Here is a 19,413-nt window from a genome sequence, read left to right on the forward strand (position 1 = left end):
ACGCGCCTAAGCCCGGCGCTGGGTAGATTATAGGTCAAAACGCACAACGGCACAGCCCCCGCGCATAGTTGCCATAGGGGTGAAACATGGTAGAACAAGACGGACCAGGCATATTCGGTTTGCCTCAAGTCGAGCCATGTTGCATAGTTTGTCGACGTTATGTCCAAGCACGACAGTTGGGGGGGAGCTCATGGTCTGGAAGTAGTTCGCTGCCGTGTGGATCTTCTGCTGTACCACTCGGGATACATGCCAGAATGTCCACCCACCTATACGTCCCGGGAGCGTCACTCTGGAACGCACCCACACCGCATCGGTTGGATACAAGTCGACCGTCCCGTATGCGACATCGACGCGGCCCGGGATGCCCCAGTCTTCGCTGCACTCGTCGATGAGGGTGCGAATCAGCGAGTCGCGATAATTCGGATTGTCGAGGCGAACTGCGAGATTGAAGTACAGGAAGCGGTTCGGAAAGATTCCCCTTAATCCCCGGTTCGGCTCTTTGAGACAGGTGTCTCCGGTCAACGTTTGTAGGTTTTCGAACGACAGGTCAAAGGCGACGATGGTCGTCTCGGCACGGTACGCCTCATACGTCCACTCGATATCGACTTGGTCGAACCGGCTCTCGTGAACGATCAAGACGTCGATCGGGGCGTCTGCTGCTGCGGCCAATACGTCATCCCACCGCGGCGCGACAACTGCACCAAACGACCGCTCCAAGACATCTGCTGCGGGCTCGCCGAGGACGTCAACCGCGTCTGGATCAGCGAAGAGTACAATGTTGAGATCGGTGATGTTCAGCGAACTATAGTACGCTGTGGCTTCCGCTTCCCATGCCGCAAAGAATGCGGCGTCCTTCGAGTTCGCAGGCTCAGGAACCGCAATCGGAGTATCTGAACCTTGCGCCGATGCCGTCCCCGTTCCGCCGGAAACTGCGACAAGCAACAGAACCACCACGATTAACATTCGCCATGCGGGCAGATCTGACGAATCTAGTGTCCAATTAACGCTCACACGTCCTCCCAGCATATTGCCAGTCTATTGAACAACCTAATAGTAAATCGGGGGGAGTGTGTCAAGTCATATAGCCCATCCGTACCGTGGGGGTACGCTCAAGCCAACCCAGTCTGACGCCATCTTCTCATCTGGTACTTAATATTGTGAAACAACGCCACGGATAACGCTGGCTTGCTTAATTATCCACAGCCCCGCGCATAGGGGGTGACAAATCGGCCCGCGCGCAATACGCTTGAGAGACCTACACAGGGAATCGTGTTGAAATTGCGTACCTCACCCCCAGCCCCTCTCCAATTTGGAGAGGGGGAGCCGAGCACTGCGAGGCGGGGGTGAGGTTTAGCCTTCGGCGGCGCCGGAAAAGGCTCACCCCCAAGAGCAGGAGTCATGCCTCCTCTCCAAACCACCCCCGTGCTCGTCACCGGCGCGTCCGGATTCGTCGGCGGGCACCTGACGCGGACGCTGGCTGAACGCGGTGTGCCGGTCAAGGCGCTCGTCCGCGTGCGCGAACGCGCCAAGTACGTCGACGGCGTCGAGAACGTCGAGATCGTCCTCGGCGATCTGACCGACGCCGACTCGCTGCGGCGCGTAGTGGAGGGCTGCGCGGTCGTGTACCACGTCGCCGCGGCCACCAACGGCCCGCTGGCCGTTCAGCAAGCGGTCAACACCGACGGCACGCGCGCGCTGGCGGAGATCGCCGCTGACGCCGGCGTGCAGCGGTTCGTCCACGTCAGCAGCGTAGCGATCTACGGCTTCAAGGGCTTGCCGGAACGCGTCGACGAGGATATGCCGCCGATCCCGTCGCCGTACGCCTACACACGCACCAAGCTGGCCGGCGAACACGCCCTGCGCGAGGTCGCGGATGCGCGCGGCATGCAATACAGCATCGTGCGCCCCGGCATGATCTACGGCCCGCGCAGCGGCTTGTGGACGGCGCAAGTGTTCCGCCTCGCGGCCGCGCCGGTGACGGTGTTCCTCGGGCGCGGCGACGGGTACGCCATCCCCATCCATATCGACGACGTGTGCCGCTTGTTGATCGCGTGCGCCGAGCATCCCGGCGCGGCCGGAGAGGCCTTCAACTGCGCGCCCGATCCCGGCGTGCCGTGGCGCGAATGGTTCGGCGCCTATCGTCAGCTCAAGGGCCGCGTGCGCTGGCTCGGCATACCGCCGTTTCTCGTGCGTGCGGTCGCCCCGCTGATCGCCGCGCTCTCCCCGCGTGACAGCCTCGGCCGCGACTTCCCGGCCGTGATCGAAAGCTACCTTCAGCGCGTCACGTACTCGAATGCCAAGGCGCAGCGGGTGTTGGGCTGGTCGCCGTCGCACACCCTGCAATCCGGTGTCGAGTCCTGTGTCCCCTACCTGAAACGGATCGGCCTGCTGTGAACCGACACACGCCCCTGTGGTACAAGATGGATCCGCGCCGGTTGTGGTTGTTGATGGTCGGCTGGCGCGCGTTCGCGCAGCGCGTCGCCTTTACGATCTTCATGGTGTATCAGGTGCGCGACGCCCAGATGGACCCGCTGCAGCTCGTGCTCGCTGGCACCGCGCTGGAGATCGGCGTGCTGCTGTTCGAAGTGCCGACCGGCATCGTCGCTGACACGTACAGCCGGCGTATCTCGGTGATTGCCGGATACAGCATCATCGGCCTCGGCTTCGTCATCATGGTCGTGCAGCCTGCTTTTTGGGCAGTCGCGCTCGGTTCGTTTGTGTGGGGCATCGGCCACACGTTCACCAGCGGCGCGGCGCAGGCGTGGCTCGCCGACGAGATCGGCGAGGACGCCGCCAGCGAGGCATACTTGGCCGGTGCACAGCTGGAGATGTACACGAAAGCGGTTGGGATCATCGTCAGCGTGCTGATCGCGTCGGTCAGCCTCGGGCTGGCAATCCTGGTGTGCGGGCTCCTGAATCTCGTCCTGGCGGGTATGCTGCTGGCGGTGATGGGCGAGGATGGCTACCGTCCGGTGCCGATTCAGCGCCGCCAGACCGTCGGGCACATGATTGGCGTGTTCCGCAGCGGGATCAAGACCATTCGCACGCGCCCGCTGCTGATCGCACTGATCCTGATGACGCTCATGTTCGCCGCGCAGTCGGAGAGCTACGACCGCCTCTCGACCGCACACCTGCTCGAAAACTTCACGCTGCCGGGCATCGGCGAGGTCGGCGACGTCGTGTGGTTCGGCGTCATCAGCATGGCGTCGCTGTTGATCGGCGTGTTTGTGCTGCGCTACCTGCGCCGCCGCGTCGACAGCACCGATCCGGTCGCGGTCGCGCGGGCGCTGTGGGCCGTGACCGCGACGTTGATCGCGCTGTTCGTGGTGTTCGCTGTGACCGGCAGCGTGGCGCTGGCGATCGTGGCCATGATCGTGATCGGCCCGCTGCGCGAGGCGATTATCCCGCTGCACCTCAGCCTGCTCAACCGCGGCCTCGACCCGCGCATCCGCGCGACGGTCATCAGCATGGACGGCCAGACCGACGCGGTTGGCCAGCTCGTCGGCGGCCCGCCGATGGGCGTGATCGGGCGGCAGTTCGGCGTGCAGGCCGGCTTGATCGGCGGCGCGCTGCTGCTGGCGCCGGGCATCTGGCTCGGGGCGCGTATCACGCGGCTGGCCCGCGGCCTGCCGGCAAGCGCCGAGCCATCCACCATGCGGGACATCTAGGGCGCGATTTGGAGGCGTTTCTGTGAAATACCGGACGAACGCCTGTCTACGCGTTTCGCAGCACCGGTCCACCAACCTTAAGTGATGACGGGTTCAGAGTCGCGGTACAGTTGCCTATCATCACCGAGAGGAAGTGACCCCATGGCTGCATCCATCCAGGCAGTGGACCGTAAGTCACGATTCAGAAAGTCGATGATCATAGCAGGCATCCTGCTGGCCCTGGCTGCCCCTCAGATTGCTGGGTTCCTGGACAGTTACTTCAAGGTTTGGTTCGATTACAACGGCAAAGTCTTTGCTGGTGCGCTCAGTTTCTGGGCAATAGCAGCAGTCATCTTCGTCATGGTTCGCGTCACAGAAGCTCAGAGCTGGCGCGAAGTATGGTCGAGTATGGGTTTTCGTCGTGTAAAGCTCCGGACGAGCCTTGTGGTACTGATCCTCAGCTTCGTCACACTCTTTGTGGTTAATCTGCTTTTCTACCTTCTATCGACTCACGTGTTTCGCGAAGACGTCAGTTTTGCACGAAATCGCCTGCAAGCACTTCCCGTCGGGATGGTCATACTCCTGTACCTCACGGGGGTCTTTGTGGAAGAGATCCTGTATCGCGGTTACGCGCTCCAACGCATGTTCCAATTGACGGGAAGCTGGACGTTGGCAGGTGTTGTCAGCGGCGCACTGTTTGTGGCTTTCCACATTCCCGCATATCCTCCTGCGCACATTCTGGGTGTTGTGTTGCCCGCGACGATCGTTGTGACGCTCGTGTACATTCGGCTGCAAAACATCAGCTACACGGTGATGATGCACGGAGTCCTGAACATCGTGTTGGTGATCGCCTATGTGGTGCTGCCCCTGCTGCCGGGCTGACCGGACACGCGCTTTACGGGTCAAGCCGGGCTTGGCGCGCGGCCTGCCGGCGAGGATGGGGCCGGCGTCCGTCGGGGAGGCGTAGGGCGCGTCGGGAGGCAGGCAGGCGGCCGTGCATCTCCGGCGCAGTTCCCGCCATCCATGCGACCAGCGCGCGCGTCGGTACGTATCTTATTCTGACAGATGAAACCAATAACAGTCATCGCCAGAACACCCGATACGCTTGCGGCGGAACCTTTCTGCCGCGCCCGACGTCAACGCAGTATACACACGCGCATGGCGCACCAAAAGGACACACGATCATGATCGATCCGCTTTCCGACCCCTCACACATCCCCGGCACGACTGCGCTTTCGCCGGATGGCTGCAACGTCGCCTTCTGGGAATGGGGCCGCGGCCACAGCGCCCGCGTCGCAACGTTCAGCGTCTACGGCGTCGACCGCGAGGTGCAGCAGATCGCAGCGCTGAACATCCCTTATGGTTTGGCGCCGTTCGTCCGCTGGATCGATCATGCACGCTTCGAGTACGGCTGTATCCTGCCCAACGGCACGCCGATGGTTGAGATCGCCGAGCTGGGCCATACCCCCGCGCCGGCACCAGTTCCGGCCTTCATCCGCGTTCGCCGCACCGGCTGAGCGCGAGGTTGGGGCGCTTCCCCAAACCCCGCAGAAGGCTTCGCCCTCCCCCATCCCCTCTCCACGGCCCGATTTCGGAGAGGGTCAAGGGATCCAAATCACTTATGGAGGTGCGGAGGCGAAGCTTCTGCGGTAGTACCCATTACGGCGAACAACCTGAATGAAACCGTAACGTATAGTACTTGAGTACTATAACGCACCTCTGACAACCCGCGACTCTTCCGCTAGACTTCCGCTTGTTGATCGGCTGGCGGCTACACCCGTATGACTTCTGCGAAACGGTGCAGCCACTGCGAGCTGGGACGATTGACCATGACACGCAATTTGGACGACACGCAGCCTGCACTCGCCACCGCGGTGCTCTCTCCCGGCGGGTTGAACGCCATATATTGGGAGTGGGCGGGCAAGTTCGCGGTCAGGGTGGCCCGCTTCATGCTCTACGGCGTCGACCGCGACGAGCAGTTCGTCGCCGCGCTCACCATCCCCCGTGCGTGCGTCCCGTTCGTCCGCTGGGCCGACGCCGTTCACTTCCAATACGGCTATCTCCTCCCCAACGGCGTCGAAGTCGTGACCACAACCCGCCTGCCTCCGCTTGTCGCACGTCCAACGCAGCGACCCGCCGTGCGCGGCGATGACGCGGCGGCTAACGCCTAGCCCCGGCGAGTTCGCGCCATACGGTATGGATTAAATTAGAATCCCCACGTGATAGGTTGAAATTCGGTATGTTTTTCGACATACCGCTTCACCACCGGGCACAGCGCATTGACCTTCAGCCCGTGCTCCTGCGCGTATAACATGGCGTGTTCAGCGAGTTTGCCGGCGATGCCCCTGCCTTCGAATTCGCGCGGGACTTCGGTGTGGTGATACGTGATGGTGTGCTGCCCGGGCAGATACTCGAGCAGCGCCTTATGACCGCCGCCGAGGTCGATCTCGAAGCGCTTCTCCGCCTCGTTGTTGACGATTTTCAGGCTATTGACGTCGATGTCCATCCAGCGCCCTCTCAGTCCTCTGCCGCCGATACGTGCGGCACCGTGACCTAGACGCCGGTTGGCCATCTTCTTTTACTCGTATTCCACGGCCTCGGCCTGCCCCCCTGCGCGTTCCACGCAGGATCGCAGCGGAAAAGACGGCGCTGGCGAAACACAGTCCCGCACACACGACCATCAGGACCTGAAAGACCTGCACGAAGGACTCGTGAATCGCGTTCTGTGCGACCTCAGCCAGCTCGGGACTCAGCGAGTCAGGGATCGCTGTAGCGGCTAAGTCGCCCGCACCGGCGACCAGCGCGTCGGCGGCAGCGGGTGGCAGCACCGCGGCGGCGTTCGTTTGCAGCGTCGACGCAAACAGGACAAGCGCGACAGCCCCGAAGACACCGGTCATCAACGCTTGCGACGAACGTGTCACGGCGTTGTTGATTCCGGATGCGATTCCGGCATTGCGTTCAGGCACGGCGCCCATCACCGTCGACGTCAGCGGCGCGACGGTGATCCCCATGCCCGCGCCCAGCAGCACGATCCCCGGCAAATACGTCGTCCAGTATTCGGACGCGCCAGCGGTGATTCCGGGCAGCGCGAGGGCCACGAAGCCCAGCGCGACCAGCGCCGGCCCGATCGTCAGCGGCACGCGCGGCCCTACGCGTGCGCCCCAGCGGCCCGCCCACGGTGACAGGATTGCCAGCAGTCCGGCAAACGGCAGCATGACCAGTCCGGCCTGACCGGGCCCATAGCCCTGCACCTGAATCAGGTTGAGCGGCAGAAACAGCAGCCCCCCCGAAAGCGCGCCGTACAGAAACGCCGTCATCAGGTTGGCGCCGCTGAAAGCCCGCGAGCGGAACAACGTCAGGTCCACCATCGGGTGTGCGACACGCCGCTCGATCACCACGAACGCGATCAGTGCCGCGACGCCGACGATCAGCGCGCCGATTACACCGGGGTCGCGCAGGCCGGCCTGCGGGCCCAAATCGCCCAGCGTGACCAGTCCGTACGTCAGGCCCGCAAGCCCGAGCGTCACACAGGCGGCACCCGGAATATCGATTTGCCCTGAGGCGTCTTCGGATCGTGTCTCAGGCACGCGGCGCAGCGCCCAGAGCGCAACGAGCGCCAGCGGCACGTTGATGAAGAACACGCCGCGCCACAGGCCGACATCGCCCAGCAGCCCGCCCAGCACCGGCCCGCCGACCGTTGTGATCGTACTGAACGACGACCAGATGCCAATGGCAGGCCCGCGTGAGTCGCCGTGGAAGTTTGCCGTGATGATCGCCAACGACCCCGGCACCATGAGTGCGCCGCCAATGCCTTGCACCGCACGCGCGGCGATCAAGACGCCAGCACTCGGCGCCAGCCCGCACGCCACGGACGCACCAGCGAAGATCGCGATACCTGCGCCGAAAACACGGTTGCGCCCGTAGTTGTCGCCCAGTGACCCGCCGATCAGGATCAGCGAGGCGAGCATGAGCAAATACGCGTTAACGACCCATACCAACTGCGCGCCGCTCGCACCGAGGTCGACCTGCAGAACGGACAGCACGACGTTGAGTGCCGAACCGTCGATAAACGCCATACTGCTGCCGAGGATGGTCGCGAGGAGTACATACCGGCCAGTGGGTGGTGTCATTGGAATAGTCCCGTCGATTCTCTGACGGAGTGTAACGCATTGAAGACATCCGGAACCTGTCCGTATGGGTGGCACAGAATCAAAAGGCGCCCCGATTCGGAGCGCCTTCGATCGCAAACCACGTACGCTGCTAGAGCGGCAAGCTGGTGACCGCGATCGCAATCACCACGGCAATCCACAGCCCCTGCCCGCCGACGCCCGGGTAAATCCGCCCCCAGTGCCGGTGCAGCAGCAGCGCCGCATACGCCGTGACGGCAATCGCGATGATCAGGAAGATCAGGCCAAGCCCGCCTGCGTTGAAGCTGAACGACTGCAGGAACCCCGGCAGCGTCATCACGAAATCGCCGGTCAAGCCGCGGATGAGCGTGATCACGGCGAAGACCGCGCTGGCCGGCACCCACACGCGCACGAACGTCATCGTGTGGTCGAGCAGACTAGCCGTGCCCTCGCGGTACGTCTTGAGGTACCAGTGCGATAGGAATGCGCCAGCCCCGACCGCCGTGACAGCCAGCATCGTATACAGGAGGGGTACCGTCAGGATCGTTAGGAACGACCGGAAGCGCAGGCCCGCGATCGCGATGCACAAGCCGGTGACCAACCCGACCAGCACTACCGATAGCACGCCGTTCCACCAGCTTGTCGGCATGTCCGCCGACCCATCGTTCTGTCCGCTCAACACGGCGATCATCGAGCGCAGCAGGCGCTGCACGAAATCGACGAAGTAGTCGGCGTTGAGCTTCTCGGGTGCGCCCTCGATTCCCTTCGGCGCTTGCATGTCCGGGCCGCCATAGCTGGCGCGTGCGGCGGCGCTCGGCGCTGCCTCCTCGCGGAGTGCTTCGGCGACCGGCGCCGGTTCGGCAGCAGGCGGCGGGCTTGCCGGCGCCTCCTCAGGTTCGGCTTCGGCTTCGGCAGGGGCATCGCCCAATGCCGCGATCATTTCGGTGGCCTCGGCGTTCAGCGGGTTGATCTTGAGCACGTTTTCGTAGCACTTGCGCGCACGCACGGGGTCGTCCGGATAGGTTTTCGCTAGCCCGAGCCAGGCGTCCTCGTTGGCGTTATTGACCCGGATCGCTTGCTTGAAAAAGACCTGCGCCTGATTGAAGTCGCCGTCGCTCAGCGCCTCGTTGGCATGCTGCATGTACTCCTGCTCGTTGGAATCATTCATTGGAAAGCCCCCCGTCGCGAGCGCTAGTGGTCGGATAATGAATTTCTCTTTGGCTCAATTATGGCACGGTTCCGCGTGAGCGCAACACGGCGCGCTCCCGATGTGTCGATACCGTTACACCGGCGGCTGGACTCCGGGCGTCCCACTGACGGTCCCGGTGCTTCCGTCAGGCGTAGCGACCTGTACGCCTGCGCGCGCAAACTCCGGCTTCAGAACACCAATCCCAAGCGCCTGCCCGTCCGGCGTGATGGCGAGGCTCGTGAGCGTGCCGGCGCGCTTGCCGCCGATCAACAGGTCGGCGGGGGCAGTGACGGGGGCGTCGAGCGCCAGCGTTACGATCGTCTTCGCCAGCTTGCCGCGGCTTTCCATGCGGGCGATGATCTCCTGCCCGGTATAACAGCCCTTGCTGAAGCTGACTTCGTCCCACAGCCCGAGTTCCAGCGGAATGAACCCGTCGGTCAGTTCGCTGCCCGCGGCCGGTACGCCAGCCTCGACGCGCAGGATGTGATACGTCTCCGACCCGGCCGGAAGCCCGCGAATCTCTGCCGCGGCGCTCACGATGGCATCCCACGCCGCCAGTGCGTTCGCCGCCGGGACGATCACGCGCAGGTGGTCGCCGGTCAGCGGTTTGGCGCGCGCGATCCACGCCGGCCCGCCTGCGATCTGCGCGCTGGTATGGCCGAACAGGGCAAGGCCGGAAACGTCGATGCCAACGCCGCTCAGCACGTCTGCCGAGCGCGGGCCGTGCACGGCGAACATCGCCGTCGCCGACGCCATATCGTGCACCTTAATGTCGTCGCGGAAGAACACATTGCTGCGGATCACGTGGTGCAGCGCGGACGCGCGGCCCGGCCCCCCAATCAGGACGGCGTGGTCGGCAGCGGCGTACACTTCGGCGCGTTCGAGCACGCGACCGTTGGCATTGGTGAAGATCGTCGGCCTGCCCGAACCTGCGGCAAGCCGTTCGACATCATTGGTGCTGGTGCGGTGGATCAGCGCAAGCCGATCCGTGCCATCGACGCGCAAGCGCGCCTCGTGGCTGCGGTCCAACACCACGGAGCTGCGATGCGCCGCCTCGAACTCCGCGTACGGGCTGCCGTAGTGCTGTGGGATTCCGTCATCTGCGACGAACGCGCCCCAGCGGGCGTGGTGTGCGGCCAGCACGCTTGCGGGGGACAGTCAAGCGTGTACGGGCCTCGGGTTGCGCAGGCGTTCGATCACGCCGCGCAGTTCGCCCGCAGCTTGCGACTGGACGTCGTTGACAATGAGCGTTTCGCACTGCTCGGCGAAAGCATATTCGCGCTCGGCACGGTCGAGTCGTTCCCGAATATCCTTCTCGCTGGTGCCGCGCTCGCGCATGCGTTCTTCCAACACTTCCGGCCTTGCCCAGATGAAGACCAGCACGGTGTTGTCCGGGTAGGCTTTGCGAATCTCCGCCGCGCCTGAAATCTCGATGTCGGCGATCAGATCGTGCCCCTCGGCGAATGCGCGCTCCAGCGGAAGTTTGGGCGTGCCGTAAAACTTCTCCGGCGTGACCTGTTCGAATTCCACGAGCCTGCCGTCATTCTTCCACTGCTCGAACGTCGCCAGATCCATGAAGATGTGTTCGCGCCCGTGCTGTTCGCCGGGGCGGGGATCGCGGGTCGTCGCGGTTGCGAGCTGGCTGAGGTTGTCGAGCTGCGGCAGAACCGCTTTCATCAGGGTGTTCTTGCCCGCGCCACCGGGACCAACCAGGACAAAGATCTTGCCGGGGCCAAAGGGAGAAACAGCCATTGGGGGACACCTCGGAGACGAACCGCGAAGTCGATTCTGCCTATTTTATCACAACAATGCGGCCCATCCGGCACATAATCGGGGCTTCTCAAACACCGCTAACATGACAAAAAAAGACCCCACCCCCCGCCGTGTTGTACACAGCGCGGAGTGGGGTCGTTAGGTTCTACGGACTGTCTTGCCTAGTCCTCGAGGTCGACGGCCGGGTCGACTTCCTGCACCACGAGGCGCGGGGCATCCGGCGTGCCGATCACTGCGATCAGGTAGTAGCTGCCGGCCGCGAATTCAACCTCGCGGCTGAGCAGCGCATCCTCTGGGCTGGCCGCAAACGCGCCAGTGACGGCCACGGTGACCGAACCTGCCGCAGCAGACACTTCGCTGATACCGTCGTTGAAGCCACCCGCCGGGAGCAGGAACGAACCCGCGTGTGCCAGTCCTTCGACCAGCTTGACGTCGCCCGCCCACACGTCGACGGTCGGGCCACCAGCGATACCGTGGTAGACGGTCACCGCAGCGCCTTCGTCCACCGCCGTGTTGTCGTTCAGGACAACCGCGGTCACGCCGCCGTCGCCATCATCGATCGCGGCGACGGTGTAGAAGCCGCCGTCTTCGAACGTCAGGTCGACCGGGCCGATCACGGCGCTGGCAATGTTGCTGTTGGGGCCAACGGCGATCTCATACGTGCCGGGCTGGAACGGCAAATAGCGCGTCACGAAGCGGTAGTTCAGACCACTGAGCGCCACCGTGCCGTTGACGAAGATCCGAACCGACGGTGTCGAGGCGGAGAAATGCGCGACACGCACGCGGGCCTCGCCCTCGGCAAAGTTCGGAGTCGAGAACTCGGCCTGATCAGTGTCGATCACCAGCAGGCGCGGGCTGTCCGGGCTGCCGATAGCGGCGACCAGATAGTTGTGATTCGCGGCGATCTCGCGATCGGCGTTCTCCAGCAGGGTCGCGCCGGAGCCGAAGGCGGTCACGGTCACACCAGCACCGGGGGCAATTTCGCTCGCATCCCAACCGTCAGCGCTGGCAATGGCGCCGGGGAAGTTGATGTACTCGAAGCTGCCGCCACCGACCGAGAAGTTGACCGGGCCGGCGCCTTCGATCGCATGAACGACCGTGGCGCGCGCCTGGCCCGTGCTGATCCGGGTGTAGTCTTCGGGAATGGCGATACCGGTAAGCGTGTCGCCGTTGCCGACCGCAGCGAGCGTCGTGAAGCTGCCGGCAGCTAGGTCGAGGCTGAACGCCGGGATCTGCGCGGCGGCGGGATCGCTGCCGGTGCCGACGGCAAACTCGTACGTGCCGGGCGCTAGATCAAGCCAGCGTGTCACACTTCCGAACTGCAGACCGCTGATGGCGGCGGTGCCGTTCACGAACGCCTTCACCGCCGGGGTGTCCGGGGACAAATGCGCGATGCGAACGAACGCCGCATCCGGTGCGGGCTCGGGGGGCTCAAGCTGGGCGAATGCGCTAATCGAGGTCAACGCTACCGCGATCAGCACCACCAGTAGGGTGAGAAATTTCCGCATGGGACTGCTCTCCTCGTCGTGCAAAAAAAGGGGTGTGCTCGTGACGCAAAAAACGGTCAAGACGCACAAGGCGATTAGAGTATACTGTAACGCGAAATTGCACACAAACTCATCTTTCGAAATTCTTCAAATCGTTCTCTAATGCGAGAACGATCAGGCACCGGAAAGGCCACGGCATGGGCGACGATATGGGCGTGCGGATCGGCGGGTCGCCGCTTGTACAGGGCGATCCCCCGGGCGGCTTTGGCCTGTGCATGTATTTCAACGCGGAGACCGGCCGCACGACCGGTAAACTGGTCTTTGACCCCAGCAAGACGGGACCGCCCGGCTACGCGCACGGCGGCGCGGTCGTCACGGTGTTGGACGAGGCGATGGGCGCCGCCGCGTGGGCGGCGAATCTGCCGGTGTTGGCCGTCAACCTCAACGTCGATCTGCGGATCAGCGTACCGCTCGGCGTCGAGATCACTGTCGTCGGCCGCGTCGAGAACATCGAAGGACGCAAGGTGCACACCGCAGCGGACCTCATCCTGCCTGACGGACGCGTGGCGGCGACCAGCCGCGGGCTTTTCCTGACCGTCGACCTTCCCGGCGAAATGGCCGACAACCCCTTCCGCCCGCTCTAACGACTTGGCGGAGGCTTGGCCTCCAGACCTCCATAAGGGGTTTGCACTTCGCACGAACCTCACCCCCGGCCCCTCGCCCGAAGAGAGGGGAGCGGGACTCGCGTCGGATGTCGCAAGCCTGCCCTAACCCTCTGGTAGCGACGAGCAAGACATATGCCGGCTTCCAGAAGCCCCTCTCCCCGGGAGAGGGTTTGGGGTGAGGTGTCAGTGGCGGGGTTGGGGCAGCGCCCCAATCCTCCGTAAACGCGCCGAAACGCCGTTCGCCGTACAATGGGAGTCAGTGCCAATTGCCATGGAGCCGCGTTGATGCGCCGACTGATCGTACTGTTGCTCGCGGGCGCACTTGCCGCCACCGCCTTTGCCACCGCTGGCGAGATTGTGCCGCTGGACGACCGTTACACGATCGAGCTGTTCGACGGGTGGGCGATCGAGGACGAGGGCTTCGCGCCCCTGTTCCCGCTGGTCGATGACGAGATCGAAACCTTCGTCCTCACGTACGACACGCTGACGCTGATCCTGCTCAGTCCCGACCACGCCGCCGCGCTCGGTCTGGACCTCTCCCGCGAAGATTTGCGCGACACGCTGGCGCGCGGATTCCGGCGGCTGTACGGCTACAGCCTGCCGTTCGACGAGATTGAGGAGGCGACGCTGGGCGACAATCCGGCGGCGCTCTGGGCATACGAGACCGCCGACAGCGACGGTAATCCGCTGACGGGCGTGACATTAGCCGTGGACAGCGTCTTTGCCGACGGGCTGGTGATCGCCGACGCCTACGGGCCGCCAGATGTGTTCGAGGAACAGCGCAGTGTGATCGACATGCTCGTGATGTCACTGGCGCTCGATCCGGATGCGCCGCGCACGCCGACGTCCGGCATCCGCCCGACACCGCCGCCGCGCCGAACCGCGATACCCGCCAACGCTTGTACCGTTAGCACGCCGCTGGTGCGCACCGTCCCGCTGCGCGTCGGCCCGAGCAGCGACCGCGGCACGTTTACCTACATGCCGGCGGCGACACCGCTAACCGTCGTCGGACGCACCAACGACGCCGTGGGCGCGCTGTGGTATGAGATCGATCGCACGCAGATCGAAAACGGTGGCAACGCGCAGGCGCTGTGGGTCGAGGCGGCATCGGTGACCGCCGCTGGTCCATGCGGCGACGTCCCGACGACCGCCGCACCCCCGGTTGTTCGGCCGCAGCCCACGTCCGTCCCCGGCGGATCGACCAACACGGGCCTGCCGCAGTCCGGCTCATGGACGCTGACCCTCAAACCGCAGTACACCGCCATTTGCGCGGGCTTTCCGGTCACCGGCGACCTGCGCGACATCTCGCCGGAACTGGCCGCCGCGGCGCTGCCCGGCCTGCTCAGCATCAGCCCGGACGGCAGCGTGCTCACCTTCCGCACGCTCGGTGTCGACTACGCGTTCGCGCGCACCACGCCGGGCATCTACGCCGGTCCGCTGCAGCTCGGCGAGCTGTCGACGCAAGCCACGCTCACTGTGATCTCCACCACCCTGATCGACCTGATCGTGCGCGACGAGTTCCCCGTCGGCCGTGTGTCGTGTCAAGTCACCCTCGGCGGCTTGCTCACGCCGTAGCACACGCTCGTCGGGGCGCTGCACCGAACCCCGGCAGGGACTTGCATCCCTGCACCCACATGCTGCGGATTGACCTCGCTCGCGAGGTCAATCCGCAAGAATGGGAGTCCAGAGGGTGTAAACCCTTTGGCGAATCGGTTCTCTGCTAAAGCGGGCGTTCGCGCAGCAGGCCGATAAGGACCAGCAGCGGGACGAAGATGCAGCACAGCGATTGGATGACGATCCCGCCAAACGAGAAGAAGTTCCATAGGCCGCTGAGCAGCCCCCACACGGCGTTGACGATCCCGCCGATGACCCCACCGACGCCGCCTGCGGACGTGTCGATCAGGGCAGGCGCGGGAGTAGGTGTGGTGCTGGCGGCAGCGGTCGGCAGCGGCGTGCCGAGCGCGACCTGCGTCAACCGCGCCTCGATCGACGCGGTGACGTCAGGCGTCACGGCGCGGGTCGCGGTGCCTTCGAGCCTGCCGGCGACCTCGGCCGCGACGGTCGCCTCGATGTCCGCGTCGCTGAGCTGCGACAGATCGGGCGTACGATTGAATACCGCGTACACGCCGAAGAGCACCAGTCCGGCGAGGACGGCGTAGGTCAGATAGCGCAGGGCGCGCGAAATCCGCGGGTTTTCGATCATGGATATGTCCTTTGGGCGATCACCCCCGGCCACTTTCCCGACCTTCGGCGCACCTCGAGTTCCCCTCTCCCTCAGGGAGAGGGGCTAGGGGTGAGGGCTCGTTTACATTGCTTTGAATCGGTCGATCTGCGCATCCAGCTTGGACGTGTCGACCTCCGGATATTTCGCCAGCTCGGCGCGGAAGCGGTTCATGTAATCGACCATCTGCGCCGGGGTGTAGGCCTCGAAGCGCATAGTAATGGCCGGCTGCGTATTGCTGGCCCGCACGAGGCCCCACCCGCCGTCGAACTGCGCGCGCACGCCGTCCAGCGTGATGACGTCGTCGGACTGCGTCTTCATCGCTTCGGTGAGCGCCTCGACGATGACGAACTTGCGGTCGTCCGGCGCGCTCATGATGATTTCCGGTGTAGCGTGCAGCTTGGGGATTTCCTCGAACAGCTCGCTGATCGTCTTGCCCGACGTGCTGATAATTTCGAGCGTCTTGAGGGCGATCAACGGAGCGTCGTCAAAGCCGTAGTAGTCGTCGCCGTAAAACAGGTGCCCGCTGACCTCGCCACCGATCGGCGCGCCGATCTCGTGCATCTTCTGCTTCATCAGGCTGTGGCCGGTCTTCCACATGACGGGCTTGCCGCCGTACTTCTTGATGAAATCGCTCAGGGCCATCGAGCCTTTGACGTCATAGACCACGTACGCGCCGGGGTGACGGCTCAAGACGTCTTTCGCCAGCAGCGCCAGCAGGCGGTCGGCGGCGATGTGATGCCCGTGATTATCGATAAACCCGCAGCGGTCGCTGTCGCCGTCGAACCCGAGGCCGAGGTCGGCGTTGTGCTCGACCACCGCGCGTTCGAGGTCTTTGGTCATCTCCGGGTCTTCCGGGTTCGGCAGGTGGTTCGGATAACGCCCATCGCTCTCCAAGTACAGGCCGATCACGTCGAGGCCGAGCTTCTTCAGCAGCGGATAAACGTACGTGCCGCTCAGGCCGTTGCCGGCGTCCAGCACGACCTTCAGCTTGCGCGGGAAGTGGACCTTTTTGCCGATAGCGTCCATGTGCTTGTGGATCATGTCGAAGTCGGTACCGACCTCGCCTTCGCCGGTGGCGAACGCGCCGGACTGGATGATCTTCAACAGCGACGTGATCTGGTCGCCGGCCAGCGCCAGCGGCCCGTGCGCCATCTTGATACCGTTGTACTTGGTCTCGAGGTGGCTGCCGGTGATCATCACGCCGGCGCCGCCTTCGCCGAACGAGGCCGAGGCGAAGTAGACCGTGGGCGTCAGCACCTGTCCGATGTCGGTCACCGCCATGCCTGTGCTGGCGAGACCCTCGATCATCGCCTTCTTGAGACCGGGCGATGTCGCGCGGTTGTCGCAGCCGACGAAAACACGCTTGGTGCCGAAGTGTTCTGGCAAGTACGTGCCCAAGGCTTGGCCGACGCTGCGGGCCAGTTCAGGTGTGATCTGTGCATTCTCACCCTCGACCGTGCCGCGGATGTCATACTTGCGGAATACGCTGGTGTCCATACGGGTTGCTCCCTCCGCGATTGCCGTTGTCGTGTCGTCATAGTAACCGGATCGATTGTACCGCACCGCCTTCTGGCGCACACCCGTGCGCAAGTTGGCTATATCCCGAACGGCCGACATGCGGTACATCTAGGCGCTGTTTGTTCTCAGCCGGCATTAGTCGTTAGGTATCGTCCCTTATGTCCCACATTCAGTACGACTTCGACTGCGTGATCGAACGGCGCAGCAGTGGCAGCGCCAAATGGAACAAATACGACGCCGACGTGCTGCCGATGTGGGTAGCGGACACCGATTTTCCCGTGCCGCAGCCCGTGATCGACGCGCTGCACGCGCGCCTTGACCACCCGCTGTTCGGCTATCAGTTCGCCAGTTCGAGCGCGCGCGACGCGGTCGTGGACTACGTGCAGCGCCGCTACGGGTGGCAGATCGCGCCGGAAGACGTCATCTTCGCGCCAAACCTGATCGCCGCCATCAACCAGCTCATCAAGGTGATCGGGGTGGCGGGCCACGAGGTGCTGCTGCTCCCGCCGATCTATCCGCCGTTCATCGCCGCGCCGCCCAACTTCGGCCACCCGATCCGCTACGCGCAGATGACGCTGACGTCCAGCGGCCAGCGCATGCGTTACGAGATCGACTTCGACGCACTCGAAGCCGCGATCACGCCCGCCACCAAACTGCTGATCATGAGCAGCCCGCACAACCCGACCGGCCGGACGTTCAGCCGTGCCGAGCAGGAGCGCCTCGCCGAGTTCTGCCTGCGCCACGGAATCCGCGTCATCAGCGACGAAATCCACTGCGACCTGATCCTCGAACCGGAGATCAAGCACGTCCCGTTCGCCACGGTATCGCCCGAAGCCGCGGCCAACACCGTCACGCTCATGTCGCCGTCCAAGACGTTCAACATGCCGGGATTGCAGGCGTCCTTCGGCATCGTGACCGACAAGACGATGCGGGCGGCCATCAAGGCTGAACAAGACCGGTACATCGTCCCGGGACTCGGCGCGCTGAGCTGGGTCGCGCTGGAGGCGGCGCTCCGCCACGGCGACGACTACCGCGAGCAGCTTGTGCCGTACCTGCGCGCCAACCGCGATGTCGTCCTCGATTTCGTAGAGCGCGAACTGCCGGGCGTGAAGGTCACCGTGCCGGAAGCGACCTTCCTCGCGTGGCTCGACTTCCGCGACACGTCGATCGGCGACGACCCGTTTACGCACCTGCTCGAACGCGGACGGGTTGCGCTCAACGACGGCAAGACCTTCGGCCCCGGCGGCGGCGGCTTCGCGCGGCTAAACTTCGGCTGCCCGCGTGTAACGCTGCTCGACGGGCTGGAGCGCATCAAGCGCACGCTGGCCGGATGACCCTGCACGACTGGCCGCAGTCGACCGCGGAGGCAAAGGCGATCCAGCTTACGCTGGCCCCGCGCCTCGACTTCGACACGCCGCTCGACCTCGCATCGGTTGCGACGGTCGCCGGCGTCGACGTCAGCGTGCGCGACGGCCTATCCACCGCCGCGGTGGTCGTGCTGCGCCGTGCGGACTTCGCCGTGCTCGACTCGGCCGTGGCGCGCCTGCCAACTCCGTTTCCGTACGTGCCCGGCCTGCTCAGCTTTCGCGAGATTCCGGTCATTCTTGAGGCGTGGGACGCGCTGACGACGCGGCCGGACGCGGTGCTGGTCGACGGTATGGGGCGCATTCATCCGCGCCGGATCGGGTTGGCGTCGCACTTGGGGTTGTGGATCGACCGGCCAACGGTGGGAGTCGGCAAGACTCACTTCCTCGGGGCGTATCAGCCGCCGGGGATAGAGCGCGGCGCGTGGTCGCCGCTGGTCGATTCGGATGAGGTGTTGGGGGCGGTGCTGCGCACGCGGGCGAGCGTCAAGCCGGTGTACGTCTCGTCGGGCCACCGGATCGATCTCGACTCCGCGCTGGCGCTGGTGATGGCCTGCACGACGCGGTATCGGCTGCCTGAGCCGATCCGCGCGGCGCATGGACTGGCGGGGTCAATCGACTGAGATATCCCACGCGGCCAGTTCGGCCATAAACTGATGGTGCGTCATGTCGAGGTGAATCGGGGTGACGCTGGCATACCCTTGATGCAGCGCCCACACGTCGGTGCCGAGCGTGTCGTACACGCCGCCGGGAGCCGGGCCGACAATACGATACGCCGTGTCTTCGGCGTTGCGGCCGAGTTCGTCGTTGTAGATGCGGACGCCCTGCCGGACGAGCCGGATGCCCTTCACGCGCTCGGCGTTGGGAATGTTGACGTTCAGGATCGTCAGCGGCGGGAACGGGTGCGCCAGCGCGATTTCTACCACCCGCTGAGCGACCCGCGCGGCTTCGGCATAGTCTTCGACGTCGTTGGCCTGCGCGTTGTCGAGGCTGACAGCGACTGCTCTCACGCCGTCGATGGCGGCTTCGAGCGCGGCGGTCACGGTGCCGCTGTAGGTGATGTCCTGCCCCATGTTCGCGCCGCGGTTAATGCCGCTCACGACGATGTCTGGCGGCCATTGACGCGCCAGTCCCATCGAGACGACCGCCACGCAGTCCGCGGGCGAGCCGCCGACCGAGAGCGCCGGCGTGCCGTCCTTGAGTGTCGTGTCCGTCACCGGGATGTCGTGGAACAGCGTCTTTTTGTGGCCGCTGGCGCTCTGGTTGACAGCCGGCGCAGCGACTTCGACCTCGCCGAACTTGCGCATTGCCTGCACGAGGGCGAACAGCCCCGGGGCGTGTACGCCGTCGTCGTTGGTCACGAGAATGTGTGTCATAGGTTGATTGTCTCCCTCACGTGTATGTTACTCCTCCTTTGGA

General features: G+C 64.4%; 19 protein-coding genes. 9 read left to right on the forward strand and 10 right to left on the reverse strand.

Annotated elements, in window-relative coordinates; all coding sequences use genetic code 11:
- Positions 1-27 precede the first annotated feature (27 nt).
- The gene (locus IPM16_22705) at positions 28-954 is read right to left on the reverse strand and encodes a hypothetical protein (GenBank protein MBK9125917.1); all 927 of its coding nucleotides are present in this window, start codon (positions 952-954) and stop codon (positions 28-30) included.
- A 444-nt stretch (positions 955-1,398) separates the two neighbouring features.
- On the opposite strand from IPM16_22705, the gene IPM16_22710 reads away from it, so the two are divergent.
- The 5 genes from IPM16_22710 (at position 1,399) to IPM16_22730 (ending at position 5,818) form a co-directional block, all read left to right on the forward strand.
- A complete protein-coding gene (locus IPM16_22710; GenBank protein MBK9125918.1) occupies positions 1,399-2,394 on the forward strand; it encodes an NAD-dependent epimerase/dehydratase family protein in 996 nt (331 codons plus the stop codon).
- Complete coding sequence (locus IPM16_22715) at positions 2,391-3,668, forward strand: MFS transporter (GenBank protein ID MBK9125919.1); 1,278 nt, start codon at positions 2,391-2,393, stop codon at positions 3,666-3,668. Before IPM16_22710 ends, IPM16_22715 begins: the two co-directional genes overlap by 4 nt.
- A gap of 141 nt (positions 3,669-3,809) precedes the next feature.
- Positions 3,810-4,529 carry a CPBP family intramembrane metalloprotease gene (locus IPM16_22720; GenBank protein MBK9125920.1) on the forward strand — a complete coding sequence of 240 codons (720 nt, stop codon included), beginning with the start codon at positions 3,810-3,812 and terminating at the stop codon, positions 4,527-4,529.
- A gap of 302 nt (positions 4,530-4,831) precedes the next feature.
- Positions 4,832-5,164, forward strand: a complete 333-nt coding sequence (locus tag IPM16_22725) for a hypothetical protein (protein ID MBK9125921.1) — start codon at positions 4,832-4,834, stop codon at positions 5,162-5,164.
- A gap of 312 nt (positions 5,165-5,476) precedes the next feature.
- Positions 5,477-5,818: a hypothetical protein gene (locus tag IPM16_22730; GenBank protein ID MBK9125922.1), complete on the forward strand. Its 342-nt coding sequence runs from the start codon at positions 5,477-5,479 to the stop codon at positions 5,816-5,818.
- Positions 5,819-5,853: 35 nt separating this feature from the next.
- On the opposite strand, the gene IPM16_22735 is transcribed toward IPM16_22730, so the two are convergent.
- From IPM16_22735 to IPM16_22760, 6 genes are all read right to left on the reverse strand, one after another.
- Entirely contained in the window at positions 5,854-6,153 is a 300-nt protein-coding gene (locus IPM16_22735) for an N-acetyltransferase (GenBank protein ID MBK9125923.1), read from the reverse strand.
- Positions 6,134-7,777: an MFS transporter gene (locus IPM16_22740; protein MBK9125924.1), complete on the reverse strand. Its 1,644-nt coding sequence runs from the start codon at positions 7,775-7,777 to the stop codon at positions 6,134-6,136. Before IPM16_22740 ends, IPM16_22735 begins: the two co-directional genes overlap by 20 nt.
- A 130-nt stretch (positions 7,778-7,907) precedes the next feature.
- A complete protein-coding gene (locus tag IPM16_22745) occupies positions 7,908-8,942 on the reverse strand; it encodes a tetratricopeptide repeat protein (protein MBK9125925.1) in 1,035 nt (344 codons plus the stop codon).
- A 114-nt stretch (positions 8,943-9,056) separates the two neighbouring features.
- Positions 9,057-10,106, reverse strand: coding sequence for a folate-binding protein YgfZ (locus IPM16_22750; protein MBK9125926.1), 1,050 nt, complete (start codon positions 10,104-10,106; stop codon positions 9,057-9,059).
- 15 nt (positions 10,107-10,121) lie between these two features.
- Positions 10,122-10,715, reverse strand: coding sequence for a hypothetical protein (locus IPM16_22755; GenBank protein ID MBK9125927.1), 594 nt, complete (start codon positions 10,713-10,715; stop codon positions 10,122-10,124).
- 182 nt (positions 10,716-10,897) lie between these two features.
- A complete protein-coding gene (locus tag IPM16_22760; GenBank protein ID MBK9125928.1) occupies positions 10,898-12,244 on the reverse strand; it encodes a DUF4397 domain-containing protein in 1,347 nt (448 codons plus the stop codon).
- A gap of 176 nt (positions 12,245-12,420) precedes the next feature.
- Between IPM16_22760 and IPM16_22765 the strand changes: the two genes are divergently transcribed.
- Together IPM16_22765 and IPM16_22770 are read left to right on the forward strand one after the other, a co-directional pair.
- Positions 12,421-12,867, forward strand: coding sequence for a PaaI family thioesterase (locus tag IPM16_22765; protein MBK9125929.1), 447 nt, complete (start codon positions 12,421-12,423; stop codon positions 12,865-12,867).
- A 306-nt stretch (positions 12,868-13,173) separates the two neighbouring features.
- Complete coding sequence (locus IPM16_22770) at positions 13,174-14,463, forward strand: hypothetical protein (GenBank protein MBK9125930.1); 1,290 nt, start codon at positions 13,174-13,176, stop codon at positions 14,461-14,463.
- Between the two features lie 145 nt (positions 14,464-14,608).
- Here the strand turns inward: IPM16_22770 and IPM16_22775 are convergent, their stop codons facing one another.
- Together IPM16_22775 and IPM16_22780 are read right to left on the reverse strand one after the other, a co-directional pair.
- Entirely contained in the window at positions 14,609-15,091 is a 483-nt protein-coding gene (locus tag IPM16_22775; GenBank protein MBK9125931.1) for a hypothetical protein, read from the reverse strand.
- A 102-nt stretch (positions 15,092-15,193) separates the two neighbouring features.
- Positions 15,194-16,609, reverse strand: coding sequence for a phosphomannomutase/phosphoglucomutase (locus IPM16_22780; protein ID MBK9125932.1), 1,416 nt, complete (start codon positions 16,607-16,609; stop codon positions 15,194-15,196).
- Between the two features lie 179 nt (positions 16,610-16,788).
- On the opposite strand from IPM16_22780, the gene IPM16_22785 reads away from it, so the two are divergent.
- A complete protein-coding gene (locus IPM16_22785; protein MBK9125933.1) occupies positions 16,789-17,964 on the forward strand; it encodes a putative C-S lyase in 1,176 nt (391 codons plus the stop codon).
- On the forward strand, positions 17,961-18,617 hold the full coding sequence (gene nfi / locus IPM16_22790; GenBank protein ID MBK9125934.1) for a deoxyribonuclease V: 657 nt from the start codon (positions 17,961-17,963) through the stop codon (positions 18,615-18,617). The genes IPM16_22785 and nfi overlap by 4 nt, the downstream gene beginning before the upstream one ends.
- Here the strand turns inward: nfi and surE are convergent.
- On the reverse strand, positions 18,606-19,370 hold the full coding sequence (surE, locus tag IPM16_22795) for a 5'/3'-nucleotidase SurE (protein MBK9125935.1): 765 nt from the start codon (positions 19,368-19,370) through the stop codon (positions 18,606-18,608). The genes nfi and surE overlap by 12 nt on opposite strands.
- Positions 19,371-19,413: the final 43 nt, after the last annotated feature.

It is taken from the genome of Candidatus Flexicrinis affinis (genome assembly GCA_016716525.1).
Taxonomy (GTDB): domain Bacteria; phylum Chloroflexota; class Anaerolineae; order Aggregatilineales; family Phototrophicaceae; genus Flexicrinis; species Flexicrinis affinis.